The sequence below is a fragment of the Leifsonia sp. Leaf264 genome (assembly GCF_001422325.1).
GTDB lineage: Bacteria > Actinomycetota > Actinomycetes > Actinomycetales > Microbacteriaceae > Orlajensenia.
In genome coordinates, this window is sequence record NZ_LMMR01000005.1 from 130,513 (window position 1) to 144,208 (window position 13,696).

At 66.4% G+C, this 13,696-nt stretch carries 12 protein-coding genes; 1 reads left to right on the plus strand and 11 read right to left on the minus strand.

Annotated elements, in window-relative coordinates; genetic code table 11:
* Positions 1-39: 39 nt before the first annotated feature.
* From ASF30_RS09660 to ASF30_RS09675, 5 genes are all read right to left on the minus strand, one after another.
* Positions 40-1,272, minus strand: a complete 1,233-nt coding sequence (locus ASF30_RS09660) for a hypothetical protein (protein ID WP_055905316.1) — start codon at positions 1,270-1,272, stop codon at positions 40-42.
* Between the two features lie 41 nt (positions 1,273-1,313).
* Positions 1,314-1,469 carry a hypothetical protein gene (locus tag ASF30_RS22650; RefSeq protein WP_157497144.1) on the minus strand — a complete coding sequence of 52 codons (156 nt, stop codon included), beginning with the start codon at positions 1,467-1,469 and terminating at the stop codon, positions 1,314-1,316.
* A 369-nt stretch (positions 1,470-1,838) separates the two neighbouring features.
* Positions 1,839-2,312 carry a hypothetical protein gene (locus ASF30_RS09665; protein ID WP_055905319.1) on the minus strand — a complete coding sequence of 158 codons (474 nt, stop codon included), beginning with the start codon at positions 2,310-2,312 and terminating at the stop codon, positions 1,839-1,841.
* A 45-nt stretch (positions 2,313-2,357) separates the two neighbouring features.
* Positions 2,358-3,899 (minus strand): CCA tRNA nucleotidyltransferase, encoded by a 1,542-nt coding sequence (locus ASF30_RS09670; RefSeq protein WP_082467676.1) that lies wholly within the window; start codon positions 3,897-3,899, stop codon positions 2,358-2,360.
* Positions 3,900-3,927: 28 nt separating this feature from the next.
* The gene (locus ASF30_RS09675; RefSeq protein ID WP_055905324.1) at positions 3,928-7,101 is read right to left on the minus strand and encodes a WD40/YVTN/BNR-like repeat-containing protein; all 3,174 of its coding nucleotides are present in this window, start codon (positions 7,099-7,101) and stop codon (positions 3,928-3,930) included.
* 83 nt (positions 7,102-7,184) lie between these two features.
* Here ASF30_RS09675 and ASF30_RS09680 point away from each other — a divergent pair, with 83 nt between their 5' ends.
* Positions 7,185-7,610 (plus strand): DUF4279 domain-containing protein, encoded by a 426-nt coding sequence (locus tag ASF30_RS09680; RefSeq protein ID WP_055905326.1) that lies wholly within the window; start codon positions 7,185-7,187, stop codon positions 7,608-7,610.
* Here the strand turns inward: ASF30_RS09680 and ASF30_RS09685 are convergent.
* The 6 genes from ASF30_RS09685 to ASF30_RS09710 all read right to left on the minus strand — a co-directional run bounded on the left by ASF30_RS09685 (position 7,607) and on the right by ASF30_RS09710 (position 13,601).
* Entirely contained in the window at positions 7,607-8,035 is a 429-nt protein-coding gene (locus ASF30_RS09685) for a hypothetical protein (protein ID WP_055905328.1), read from the minus strand. The genes ASF30_RS09680 and ASF30_RS09685 overlap by 4 nt on opposite strands.
* Before the next feature lie 88 nt (positions 8,036-8,123).
* On the minus strand, positions 8,124-8,579 hold the full coding sequence (locus ASF30_RS09690) for a hypothetical protein (protein ID WP_055905331.1): 456 nt from the start codon (positions 8,577-8,579) through the stop codon (positions 8,124-8,126).
* Between the two features lie 5 nt (positions 8,580-8,584).
* Positions 8,585-10,369, minus strand: a complete 1,785-nt coding sequence (locus ASF30_RS09695) for an RCC1 domain-containing protein (protein ID WP_157497146.1) — start codon at positions 10,367-10,369, stop codon at positions 8,585-8,587.
* Positions 10,370-10,380: 11 nt separating this feature from the next.
* Positions 10,381-11,064, minus strand: coding sequence for a PulJ/GspJ family protein (locus ASF30_RS09700; protein WP_055905337.1), 684 nt, complete (start codon positions 11,062-11,064; stop codon positions 10,381-10,383).
* A 3-nt stretch (positions 11,065-11,067) separates the two neighbouring features.
* A complete protein-coding gene (locus ASF30_RS09705) occupies positions 11,068-11,829 on the minus strand; it encodes a hypothetical protein (protein ID WP_055905340.1) in 762 nt (253 codons plus the stop codon).
* Positions 11,830-12,056: 227 nt separating this feature from the next.
* The gene (locus tag ASF30_RS09710) at positions 12,057-13,601 is read right to left on the minus strand and encodes a hypothetical protein (protein WP_055905343.1); all 1,545 of its coding nucleotides are present in this window, start codon (positions 13,599-13,601) and stop codon (positions 12,057-12,059) included.
* Positions 13,602-13,696 lie beyond the last annotated feature (95 nt).

Here is a 13,696-nt window from a genome sequence, read left to right on the forward strand (position 1 = left end):
GCCGCCACCTTGCGGTGACGGCCGTGTTTTCCTGTCAGGTCAGGCTCGGGTGAGCTCGCGGATGATCTCGGATGCCCGGATGAGGCCGTCCTGCTCGTCGCGGTCGGCTGCTGCGGCTGCGAGGGCTGCGGCGACGATGGCGTCGTACGCTTCGCCGAGGACGTCTGCGCGAAGTTCGTAGCCGGCGGCGAGGATCTGGTCAGCGGTGTTGCCGATCTCTTCGGGGTGGTCGATGTCGAGCCGTGCGGGCCCGCCGATCGAGGAGGAGATGAGGACGATGAGGTCGTCGCGTCCGGCGTGCTTGGGTGCGGCTGCGAACAGGTCGTCGCTGTGGTTGGTCACGGTTGTCTCCGGTGTTGGGGTGGTGGACAGGTGGGCGCTGCGGTGACCGCTGCCGAGCCCGTAGAGGTCGTCGGCGACTGCCACCCACTTCTCGACAGCGGCGATGTCGGCGGGTGCATCGGAGGATGCGATCCGGCGGGCTTCGTCGTCGCCGTGGGTGATTCGGCCATAGGTCTCGGCGATGGCGTCCCGGTCGGCGAGCGTGGGCTGCTCGGTGACGACGGCGGGGACGATGAACGACGGCGCGACGGCAGGTGCGGGTATCGGCTCAGCGGGTGTCGCCACAACAGGGGTCTCGTCTGCTGCTTCCTCGGCAACGGGGACCTCGGTGACCGGCTCGACTGCGGCGGGCTCTGCCTGCAGGATGAAGTCCGGCGCCGGCGCCAGGGTCGGCTCCGCAACTGCCGTGTCGATGATCGACTCGGATGTCGGTGCGGAGTGCTGCTCCGGCTTCCACTTCTCGGGCGTCCATGCGCCGGGTGCCCAGCCGGTCGCCGACGCCGCAGGGGCCGCGTCTTCAGGCTCCGGCTGTGGTTCGACGGACGGTTCGTCGACGGGGTCGACGGGGTCGGCGGCGACGGGCTCAGCTGTGGGTTCAGCTGCAGCCTGGGTTCCCCAGGAGGGTGCGGCGGAGAACGAACCGAACGTCGGAGCGGCCGATGGCGCGGCGGTCTCTGTGACGGTTTCGTCGGTCGGGACGGCAGCGTCGGCGAAGCTGAACTCGGCAGCGAGGGCGTCGTAGTCGAGGGTCCCCGCAGGAGCTGCGGACCAGTCGGTCACAGCTCCGAATGCGGGTGCGGGCTCGTCAGCTTTCGGGGTGCCGAAGGCGGGGAACGGGGAGGCGGGCGGTGCGGATGTCGCACCGATCTCGGGGTCGTCTTGGACCGCCGGCTCGGAGGCCGGGTCGGTCTTCTTGGTGAAGAGGTTCATACCGTGAACTGTCGGTGGTGCCGGCGGTCACGGTCAGTGTCTCAGCGTTCGATTCCGAGGTCTTCTAGGATCCGTCGCTCGTCTGCAGTGAGAGGTGCAGCGCAGAGGCTGTCGGTGTTGATGGCCCCGCAACGGATGCAGAGGTCGGTGTTGTCGTTTGCGGGCGCGTGGGCGCCGAGCTTGGGTGGGAAAGTCATATGGGTGTTTCGGTCTTTCGGTGTTTCAGGTCTGAATGGAACAGCTTCCCGCCTGCCGGTGGCGTCGGGATGTGTGGGCGATGTCGTCGCTGTTCGGGACGGATCGCATGCGCGACAGCTTGTCGCGGATGATGCCGGGTGTCCGCTTGTTCTTGGCGGTTCTGCCAGCCGGGTTTGGTCTCCGGCGGCGTGGTCGTTCAGGAAGGTGACGGCGGTGACGGTCTGGCCAGTCACGGCATCGGTGCGTCGTCCGGGACGGCGCGGAATGGTTCGCGTTTCGCTTCCATGTCACATACATGTGCGGATGCGGCGAGAACCGACTGATCAGACTATCTGAAGTTCTTTCACCACGCGAATCGGGGCTGGAAGTCAGAACGGAGGGTTGCCGTCCCCGCCGTTGAGGAATCGGCTGACGGCAAGCCGAACAACCCCTTCAGGTGCGATGCCGAGTTCCGCTGCAGCCGAGTCCAGACCATCCAAGCCGGTCAGGTCCACCTCGACGGTCCGAGCGGGGCTCGGGGCGTACTCAGCAAGGATCCGCTCTGCGAACACCGGGCCTGCTGCAACGAGGATGTCGTCGGCGCAGTCCGGTCGGCCGCAGACGTCGTCTGGCAGGTAGCCGTCGGGGACTGAGGTCTCCAGCTTCGCTGCGACCGCCAGCACCTCCGCGGTGATTGCTTCGGCGGCCACCTCGGCCGCTGCCAGCAGCATGAAGTCCTCGTCGTGGATCCCGAGGATGCGGCTGTCGCGACGGTGCAGGTCGACGGTGCCGCTGTCCTCCCGGATGGCGGCAGCACGAACAGCAAAGTCAGCAGCCAGCTGTGCTGGCGTGGGGACGGTCATCGATGTGCTCCTGCGGGGTCACCGTCAGGGCATGTGGCGGAACCTTCAGCTGAGCTCAGCGAGGTGCTTGTCCAGCCAGGCGACAGCCCCGGCTTCGTCGGTGAACTCCCCCGCATCCTGCGCCTCCACGGACGCGGCGAGGATCGGCTTGAACTCCTTGCCGGGGGCCATGCCGCGTGACATCAGGTGCTCACCGCGGAGGATGGAGATCCGGGGCCGGCCGTTGCCGTTCTCGTACACGTCCAGCCACTGCGCGGCAGGTGAGATTTTCGCCCCGGGCCCGCGGCCAGCCTGATCTGCGTCGACGACAGCGGCCCATTCACGGAACGGGACATCCCCGAGAGCTCGGGCGAGCTTCCGGACGGCGTAGGCGGAGGGCTTGGTGCCTTGATTCGCGGCTGTGCGCATGTGGAACTGCACAACGGTGCTTACCCATTCAGCTGTCTGGACGGGCGCTCCGATCGACAGAAGGAAGTCGTGGACGACGGGCGCCCCGGATTCGGCGTGGCCGTGGGAGGTGATCCGTCCGTCGTCGTGGAACTGGGTGTCAGTGACCTTTCCGAGGTCGTGCAGCATCGCGCCGAGCACAACCCGTTCCCGTGCTTCCGCGTCGAGCTCGTACCGGGCAGCTGCGTCCACAGCTTCGTCGGCTGCCAGCGACAGGTGGGTGAACACGTCACCTTCCGGGTGCCAGGTGCTGTCCTGCTGGATGCCGCGGGTGTCGTTCAGGGCGGGGAACCAGGTGATCCACCCGGTCTGCACCAGCACGTCGAGGCCGCGGGACGGGGTGACGCCGACACGGGCGAGTTTCCTGAACTCCTGCCAGACGCGTTCCTTCGCGATATGCGGGAACTCGTCATGGATGGATGCTGCCAGGTCGGCTGTTTCCGGGGCCAACGTCATGTCGAACCGGGCGGCGAATTGGACGGCACGCAGCACCCGGAGAGGATCCTCACTGAAAGCTGCGGTGGTATGCCGGAGGACCCGGTCATGGAGGTCGGCGATGCCGGCGTACGGGTCAACGAGCTCGCCGGCGGCGGTGTCGTAGCCGATGGCGTTGACGGTGAAGTCCCGGCGCCCGAAAGCCGCCACCTCGTCCAAGGTGGGGTCGACTTCGACGTCGAACCCGGTGTGTCCGTCACCGGTCTTCGAGTCCCTTCTCGGCAGCGACACGTCGAAGTCTTCCCCGTCGACGGTGAGCTTCAGGACCCCGAAGGACACCCCGAACAGGTCGACTGAACCGAGCTTCCCGAGCTCGCGGGACAGCGGCTCGTACCCGGTGAGTCCGTGCACTTCGATGTCGACATCCTTGGGCTGGTGTGCGCCCTCATGGAGGGCGTCACGGACCGATCCGCCTACGATCAGCGGCTGGCCTCCGGCTGCTCTACAGGCCGCGAGAACGCGTTCTGTGGCCGCTGTGAGTGTCAGCAGGCCGGGAGCGGCGCAGCGGTGCGACACGGCTCGAGGGCGCTCCGTCCCGCAGTTCGCGCAGATGGTCGACTCGGTACGGATCGGAGCCTCCGACGGGTTCAGGTAGCGGGCGTACCGGCCAGCGGTGTCGCGGGGCGGGTTATCGGATTCTGGCACGCCTCTTAGGTATGTGGCGGCACCGCTGTCAGTTTGCCGAGTACCGAAGCGATGCGACCATCTGCGGCTTCACCAGGGTGACGTATTTGCCGTTCGCAGAAGCGACGCTGTCAGACCAGGCGCTGGTTGCTCCAGTGGTCTTCGGCGACCAGGTGTTCCCGGTGTCAGCTGACGCCCAGACGGTCCCGTCGCTGACGGAGCCGGTGAGCTTCACTGCGTCGTCGGAGATGGTGACCTGGCGCCATCCTTTGGCGCCTGCCGCGGTGATCGGAGCCCAGGTGGCGCCGGCGTCCGTGGAACGGAACAGGTTCTGGCTGTCGGCGCCGACGACCATCGTCTTCCCGTCAGCGGTGACAGCGGATGTGGTCCACGAGGCTGACGCCGGCCAGACACCGCCGGTTCCCGGCGCCGTCCAGGTGGCTCCACCGTCCTTCGACACGTAGAACGCACCGGTGGTCGCGGTGGTGGCGATCATGGACAGACCGTCGTCGGTCATCTGGATGTTCGACCAGGTCCTCGATCCGGAGCCAGTCCGTTTCGTCCAGTTGACGCCGGCGTCAGCGGAGGTCCACACGTAGTCGCCGTTCACAGCCAAGGCGATCCGTTGGCCGTCGCGGGACATCGCCACCTTGTAGCCGGTGCCGGTCCACGGCTTCGCCGTTGCGGTCCAGGTGACTCCGCCGTCGATGGATCGGTACAGGTTGACGTAGGCGCTGGCGCGAACGAGCAGGGCAACCTTCCCGTCATCGGCCATGGCAACGTCGGTGACTGCAGTGGTGTCGATTGCGGGCCGCTCCACCCAGCTGACCCCGAAGTCGGTGGAGGTGTAGATGTTGGAGTTCCCGCCACCACCAGGCGCGGCGATGAGTGCGGAACCGTCCGAGGAGGATGCCACAGACCCGAACGTCTGCGACCCCATCCCCGAGGTCCAGGTGGCACCGCGGTCGCGGCTGAGGTAGAGCTGCCCGGATGCCGTACCGGCAGCCAGGAGGACTGACCCGTCTGCGGAGGAGGTGAGCTCATTCCATGTGCGGGTTCCGGCGGTCGGCTGCGCCGTCCAGGAGGTCATGTTCGTGGTGGTGTAGATGGTGCCGTTGGCGTGGGCGACCCACAGCTGGGCACCGTCACCGCTCATGGCGATCCGGTAGGCGTTCCCCACCCATCCGATTGGGATCTGCGTCCAGGTGGCCCCGGCGTCGACGGAGCGGAACACGTTCGCCGATCCGCTCTCACGGAGCGCTGTCATCGTGTTGCCGTCGGAGGAGATCGCGACGTCAGTCCACTTCTGACCCGCCCCGTAGATGAACCGCTGGGACCAGGTGCGGCCTGAGTCGATTGAGGTGTACACCGAGTCGCCGGTTCCTTGCGGGGCGGCGATCAGCTTGGTGCCGTCGGCGGTGGCCGCGACGGTGGTGTACCCGATCGCTGGCGCCAATGTCCACCATGTGGCCCCTCCGTCGGAGGAGTGGAAGATGACGCTGCTGGTCCCGATCGTGGCAACCAGTTTGAGTCCATCGGAGGATGCGGACAGTGAGTTCCAGGCGCGGGTCCCTGACGACGCGCGGGCTGTCCAGTTCTGCCCTCCGTCGGTGGACGTCCAGAAGATTCCGCTGGTGAGTGCGGCGGAGATCCGCAGTCCGTCAGCGGAGATGGTGGCGGCTTTCGTGTTCCCCGACCAGGGGCGAGGCAGCAGGGTCCAGCTGGCCCCGTAGTCGACGGATCGGAAGAGTGCGCTGGACCCGCTGTCCCGGACGGCGAGCATGTACTTTCCGTCGTCGGAGATGGAGCTGTTCAACCAGTTGCCGGCGTAGCCGGAGTTCTTCGCAGCCCAGGTGACCCCGAAGTCGGAGGAGACGTAGATGCTGGCAGTGCTGGTGTTGGAGGTCGCCACCATGTACTTGCCGGTGGAGGATGCAGCCAGGCCCGCCCAGGTCAGCCCTGTGCCGGAGGTCGACCGTGGGGTGAGGGTCGCTCCGTCGTCGGTGGAGGTATAGATGTTGCTGGAGTTGAGACCGGCGGCGAGGACGGTCCCGTCGCCGGAATACGCGATGGTCCGCCACGCGAGGGTGCCGAGAGCGTTGCGCGTTGCCCAGTTCTTGCCGGCGTCAGGTGACGTGTAGATGAACCCATTACTGTCGGCTGCAGCGAGCTTCTGCCCGTCGGCGGAGGAGGTGACAGCAGCCCAGGTGTGCGACCCGGCGCCTTGCCTTTCGGTCCAGGTGACACCGCCGTTCGTGGAGGTGTACAGGTAGCCGGTGGCGGCCGCGGCGAGGATGGCCTTCCCGTCAGTCGAGGAGGCGGTCTTGCTGTAGATCCGTTCGACAGGTTGGCCGTCCCAGGTGACGCCTCCGTCGGTGGAGTAGTACGGGGTTCCTGTGGCGTTGACGGCGACGAGGTTGAGGCCGTTCTCGGAGATGGTGACGGAACGCCAGTTCTGGGACGTGGCCCGCTGCGTCCAGACGGAGCCGGAGTCGGTTGAGGTGTAGACGAACCCGGTGCCGGCGGCGGCCACCATCTTTGTGCCGTCGTCGGACATGTCGACGGCTGTCCACGCGAATGCGCCGGAGCCTGGCAGGTCGGTGAAGGTGAGCCCGCCGTCGGTGGAGAGCTGCAGCACGCGGGAGGTTGCGGCGGAGAGGATGCGGCGGCCGTCGGAGCTCACGGCGGTGCCCTGCCAGCTCGCGGTCGCTGATCCGCGCCGGTCGAAGCTGGTCAGGTTGGCGAACTCGTTGACGGGGGCGCCGGTAGCGGCACCGATCTGGGAGATCAGGTCACCGATCGGTTTGCATCCTGGTTCGGTGTGCCCGTCCCATTTGGTGATGTCGGCTGTGTTGTCACGGGCCCAGAAGTAGGTGTCCCCGGACGCGGATTTCGACACTCCGAGCCAGCAGGTTCCATTGCCGCCTGTGCCGACCGCGACAGTGTCTTTCCGTTTCAGGTAGCCGGCTGTGGCGAGCCCGGCGTCGTTGAGGTACTTGGCTGGCTGCGTGTCCGTCCGGGTGAGGCCGTACGCGGCCGCTTCCGCGGTCTTGACGGCGCTGAGGTCACCGGCTGCGGCCCGGTCCTGCGCCCAGGGGACAACACCGAACACCGCTCCGGTGATGATGCCGCCGATGATCGCGATGACGATCACTCCCACCATGATGGAGGCGAGGTCAAGCGCTGCCCGCGGGTCGCGGATCAGCAGGTGAAGTCGGAGCACGTCGGAGCAGGCCTTTCAAGGGAACGTCAATGTCTCCTGTCAGGCATGTGGCGAGGGTCGGTTGCGGGTCCTATCGTTGGCGGATGGTCATTGATGACATCGCGTCCCTGTCGTTCTACAGCGAGACCTTGACGGTGGCCGAGATGACCGCTGTGCTGGGGCTGGAGCCGGACAGGTCGCATGAGCTCGGTGACCCTGTCGGCGTTCGAAGCGGCCGTGTGCATGACTCCGCCCTGTGGTCGTGCACGGTGAAACGGACCGGTGAAGATCCGGGGACGCTGAGCTTGGAAGGCTTGCTCGAGGTGTTCGCCGACCGTTCCGACGCGATCGACCAGCTCCGGGACTTGTGCGAGATCCGGCTGTGGTGGTCGGGGACGTCGGACAGCGGCCAAGGCGGGTTCGTCCTCAAACAGGAGACGGTCGCGGCGATCGCTGCCCTGAAGTGCGACCTCTTCGGCACCGTGTACGTCGACGACGACGAGGATGACGGGGACGACGGGCTCGGTTAGCTGAACAGCTCCCGAAGGCTCTGGATGTGCCTCCGGTACTGGTTCCGCTCCGCCGGAGGCAACTTCCCGAGGTACTCCGCGGAGGTGAAGTCGTCCAACGCAGCCAGCTGCACTGTCAGGGCGACCCGGTTCTGACGGACCGCGTCGACGTACTCGTCTCCGTCGGGCCCGTCGGGACGGTTGAGGACGGTGACGGCTTCGCGGAGGTCGTTGTCGAGGAACTCCAGCAGGGTGTCCGCGTACGGGGATGCTGCAGCGTTCGTGTCATGGAGGACGGCGACAAGACGGGCGGCCCGGCTGTCGAGAGCTCTTGCGGTGCGAAGTGAATGGTCGACCTTCGGGGCGCCGGTGATCGGGTCCCGTTCCCCTTTCAGGTCGTTCCGGGCGAACAGGATCGCTTGTTGGTACGGAGTTGCCGCTGTCATCAGGGCTCCCCTCGCGCCGTCTGATGCGTGGAAGTATGCGCCTGCCGGGCCGCTGTTGTCTAGCGTGCGGTTGCGGCACCCGGGAAGGTCACCAGCGGAGTTCGTCCGCGGCGCGTCGCTCGAGCCGGCTGGTGAGGTCCACATTGGCGGCTTCCAGCTCCTTGATCCGCTGCTGAAGCGCGTCGGTGTGATCGCCGTCCCAGATGTCCTCGGTGAGTTCGGAGAGGCGGTCCACCATCCACCCGAGGTCCGGCTCCGGGTTGCCGAGCTGCCAGCTGAGCTCCTCACGGATGACGGTGCGGGCGCGGAGACGGTGCGCCGACAAAATGTCCCACGCTTCGCCGTCCAGGTAGCATTCCGGGTCGATGCTGTGACCGTATTCCGCCCAGTCGTCGATGACCGCAGCCAAGGCTGTGTCCGGTGTGGGGTAGACGCCGTACCGTTCGCTGGCCGGCGGTCGGATGTCGTCGGAAGCGAACCCCATGACCGGTGTGAACTGGCCGGGGCTGAGCTTCCGAACGAGGTAGAAGTTGTCTGAGGACACGGTTGCTACCGTCCGATCGAGGTGTAAGCGGTGAATGGGGTGGTGCTGCTGGGGACGGTGACCGCTGTCGGCAGGTTCACTGCGGCGGTTGAGTTGACGCCGGCCTGCCCGTTGGTGTTCTTCCCCCACGAGTACAGGCGGCCTTTCCAGTCGAACGCGAGGACGCCGTTGGGGCCGGCGGTGACGTCAGCGAACTTCACCTTCCCGGACGCCGTGGACAGGGCCGCATCGGTGGGGACGTTCTGGTTGGCGGTGAGGTTGTTGCCGATGGTTCCGTTTGCGCCGTTGCCCCAGCAGTACACGTACCGGTACTTGTCGACGGCGCAGTTGAACGTGTCGCCGACAGTCAGAGTGGTGAAGGTGCGGCTGCTGCTGACTGTGGTGCCGCCGACGACGGTGTTGTTGGCGCCGTTGCCGATCTGTCCGTTCGTTCCGAGGCCCCAGCAGGTGACGTTGGCGGTGGCGTTCGTGGTGAGCCCGCAGGCGGTGCCGGCGTTCACCTGGAGGCTGGTGAACTTGTAGGAGCCGGTGACCATCGCCAGGCGCGCGGCGCTGCTCAGTGCGGTCGCGGAACCGAAGGTGGTCTGCTTCGGGCCCTTGCACCAGACGTCCTTGTTGGTGTCGAGGATGCAGACGTTCCCGAGGGCGTCCATGTCGGCGGACACGACCTTGTTCGGGGCGGTGAGCGCGCTGGTCAGAACCGGGGTGATCGAGCTGCCCCACTCGTTGTACCCCCAGCAGAACAGGGCGTCGGGGGTGGTGTCAGCAGGAGTGGTGACGCCGCAAGTGGTGCCGCCGGTGGTCTCCAGCCAGCGGTACTTGTGGCTGTCGGCCACCGCCTGCGGGGTGGTCTGGTCGGTGCTCCCGCCGTTGCCGACCGCGCCGGCGCTGGTGCCGGAGTTCACACCCCAGCAGTACGCACTGTTGTCCGCGGCGCTGATGCCGCAGGTGGTTCCGGATCCCTTGGTGATGCTTGTCCAGGTGAACCCGGGGATGGCGGTCGGGATGAGGAGCGGGTCGATTGCCGACCCGACGCCGAGGATCGAGGCGGGGTTCGGACCCCAGCAGTAAGCAACGGCGGTGGTGGTGATGGCGCAGGTGCCGCCCAGGGTGCTGTTCTGGCGGTCGGTGACGACCTTCGCCACAGTGAGCGCGACGGTCGGCGCCGCGGGTGCCGCGACGACGATCTTCTTGGGGGTGGCGGATTGGGCGTTGCTGTTGTCCCCGAGACCGTTCTTCCCCCACGCCCACAGGTTGCTGGTGCCGTCCAGGTTTCCGGCTGCGTCGATCGCGAACGTCCGGTCCTGGCTTGCGGAGTAGGAGTCGACGGTGGCCGCGGTCTTGAACCGGGTTTCTGTCACCTTGCTGGCGGTGCCCCAGACGGGAGCGCCGATGGAGTCGTACCCGACGATGTGGGTGTTGACACCCGAGGTGAGGTCGCGGTTCTCGGTCTTCGTGACAGCGCCGTAGGTCGCGGTGACAGCGATCGGGGTGTGCCCAGCGGCGGTGGTGCCGACGGTGATGGCGGCGGTGACTCCGTTGTAGGTTCGGGCGTCGGTCGTGGCGGTTCCGGCGCCGGCGAGCTCAGCGACGTAGGCGTCGTACCGTGTCTCCAGCGCGTTGTTGACAATGTAGGCGGTGTCAGCGGTCTTGTAGGTGGCTACGGTGTTGATGCCTGAGGTGGCGAGGCCGACGGAGATGACACCTGCCATGAGGACGAACGCGGCGGATGCCATGGCGGATCCGCGCTGGTTGCGGCGCAGCGACCGGAACGGGTTTCTGATTGTCACGTGCAGGGTCCTTAGTTTCCGACGAACTTCGTGGTGGCGCTGGTGGTGCCGTTGAGGATGGAGACGCGGTTCGCGACCTGGTCTGCGGTCACTGTGACCGGGCGGGCGGTGCTGGTGTTGATGGTGGTGTTGAGGACGGCGGACTTGTACGCAGTGCTCTCCCACTTCACCTCGGAGACCTGGAGGTCTCGTGTCTTCGCTTCCAGCACCAGGTTGGCGCCGCTCCACTGGAACAGGCGGCCGCCGGCGTTCCGGTAGCTGAACGGGTCAGCTGCGCCGGAGTCGGGGATGACAGTCTCGGTGGCGTGGCTGGTTTCGGTGCCGAGGCATCCGGTCACGCCGATGCCGGATCCGGCGGGGAAGTTCGTCTGGGTGACGGTGATGTTCTTCTTCGCGACCAACGCCCAAGTGCTCGTGACGCAGGTGTTGTCGGTGCGGACGTAGGAGAACTTCACCTGCTCTACTGCGGGGATGATGACGGTGGCGTGGTCGACGTCGTTCCGCCACCGTGTCTGCGCCGCAGCGATCTGCTGTTGGGTGTTGGCGGTGACGTCGACGGACAGTTTCGCGTAGTTGGCGGCGATGGTCCCGCCGACGATCGCGGTCATGCAGAGCGCGGAGACGATGACGGCGACGATGGTGTCGGGGAGGGAGAATCCGCGCTGGTCGTTGCGGAGGCGGGTGAGGAGAGTCACGGGTCAGGCTCCCTTGTAGACGTTGAACCGGGACAGCTTGACTGTGCCGCCGTTGATGGGCGCGAAGTTGACGGTGATGGTGGTGCCGGCGGGTGCGAACACCGACCCGTAAAAGTAGGAGTTGTCGGTGTCGTCGAACTGGATCGATTCGAGCTTCGTGGCGCCGTTCATGAAGTCGATCGACCCCGGGCCGGAGGCGGTTGTGGCATTGATGTTGAGGACATAGCGGACCTCAGTGGCGCCGACTGGCACCTGGAACGTTCCGACAGCCCCGGCGGATACGGTGGCCGGTGCGGTAGTAGGTCCGGACACCGCGGTGCCCTTCCAGGACGGGTTCGCGTCGACGATCTGAATGCCGGGCTCTGCGATGGGGACTGAGACCGTCGTGGTGAGGCACGTGGCTTCCAGAGCTGCCGGGTTGGTGCATCCGGTCGCCCCGGTTTTCGGGACTGCGACATGGATGACAGCCACACCGGGCTTGTCCTCACGCCAGGTGGTGACGCTTGTCGTTCCGGCGCCGGTGTTGACGTTGGCGCTGACCGGGGTTGTCAGGACGGCTGTGGGGTTGCCGACTTTGCCGTGGGCGATGTTCTGGATGACGGTGAGCCGGGTCGCCTGGTCGCGGGTGGCGTCGACGACGTCGGTGGTGGTGACGGCGACGCTGACGAGGGCGGTCATCGTCAGGGCGGTGATGACGACACCGAACATGGCGTCGATCAGCGCTGAACCGCGTTCATTCGCAAGTCTGCGGCGCAGCTTGTTCATGGGCGGGGCTCCTTCGGGGACGGGGTGGTCGGGATGACTTCATGCCTGACTATCGGCAGTGCCGGCGGTGTCCGTCACCGTCGGCCGGCACCTCTTTGCGGTCCGGCTGATGTCGCGGATGCCTCCTTCATGCGCGGATCTCGGCGGTTTCGGATCTACTCGCACCGGGGCGCGCAGAAGCCCCGCCGCGGCTGTTCGCCGGGCGGGGCTTCCGAGTGGTGCTGGTGCTACTTGGTGGCGCGGCGTGCGAGCTCGTCGAGGATGCGGCCGGCGAGGTCGTGCAGCTGCGCGGGGGTCATGGCGGCAAGGTCGCCGTCCACCTCGACAGGCTCGGAGGTCGAGCCGTCATCGCCAGGCTGGGTGCCGGTGCGGGTGACCTCGTCGCCATTCTTGTCGTAGAGGATGGCGTCACCGTCCTGCTCGATCACAGCGCGGTAGACGATGTTCTGGCTCTTGCCGATGGAGGCGACCCAGTTTCCGTCCTCACCGGGGACGACCTCGAACACCTCCAGGCCGGTAGCCCAGTCAGGCATCCAGGAGTACTGCGTCTCGATCTCCTGGGCGATGGACGAGTTCGCGGAGCGAGTGTGACCCTTGGCGTACTTGTGGACGGAGAGCGTGTTCAGCTTCCCGGACGTCGACTCGGTGGCGTCGATGTTGGCGATGGCGACCACCGAGGTGGAGGATCCGCGCGGGGACAGCGGGGTGGAGTATCCGGCGTCGGAGTCTCCGGCGTAGCGGAGGGTGAACTCGGACCCGTTGAAGGAGCCGGTGTCGTTGGCGTTCTCGAACCCGTTGCGGTTCTGGACATGGTCCTCCCAGGTGCCGACCTTCCCGTCCTTGTTGAGGGCGTCGAGGGCCTGGCGCTGGATGGCGGCGAGGGACTGCGGGTAGACGGGGCCGGGGATGTCGGAGGTGTCCGTGAACACGGTCACCTGGCCGGTCTTGCCGTCGTACACGGCGGCGCCGAACACGTTCCACTTTGTGATCCAGAACCCGTCGTGGGACTTCAACGGGACGACGACCTTCGGGGTGTCACCGTCGCAGTAGCCGTACACGTCGCCGCTGTCGAAGGTGACGTTCACCGGGGTCTGCGCGTTGACCATCAGGTCGAGGGACTCATGCGGGAGGACTCCGCCGAGGCGCTGCTCGGCAGCGTTGACGTCGAAGTTGCAGTTCTTCACGTTGGAGGCGTCGGCAGCACCGAACATGGGAATGTCGATCGTCTGCACCGACTCGTAGCCGACCTGCCAGCCGTTCCGCTCAACGAGGGTGGTCCACAGGCCGGACTTGCCCTGGTCGATGAGCACCTTCGAGTTCAGTTCGGTGCCGGTGGTGTCACCCATCAGCTTGTGCGCTGATGATGCTGCCACGTCGTACGGGGCGCGGGGTGCGTAGTCCGGTGCGGGGTCGGTGACGACCTTCACACTGGACACGTACTGGGCGTGGGTGTCGAACGTTGTCCGGACAGCGGTGATGATGCTGAGGACGAGCAGCAGCAGGATGCCCAGGACGGCGATAGTGCCGATGGCAGCCCCCGGGCCGTTTCCTGCGGAGAAAGCGATGACAGCCACGACGAACAGGGCGACGATCGCACCGATGAAGATGAAGACGGGCGCGGCGGAGATGAACACGTCAGCCCAGCCGTGAGCGAGGGATGGGCCCCAGACCAGCCACGGCCACCCGAGGACGGCGACGGCAGCGATGGCCATGATGATGTAACCGGTGATGCTGCCGGATTCGGATCGGGACGAGTTGTAGTTGTAGCTCATGCGGGGTGTTCTTCCTGGGCGGCGGCACTGTGCTCGCCTGCTCGTTACCTACATGGGCGGAGATTCCCGTTTCTGTGCGCGCACGCTGTTTCCAG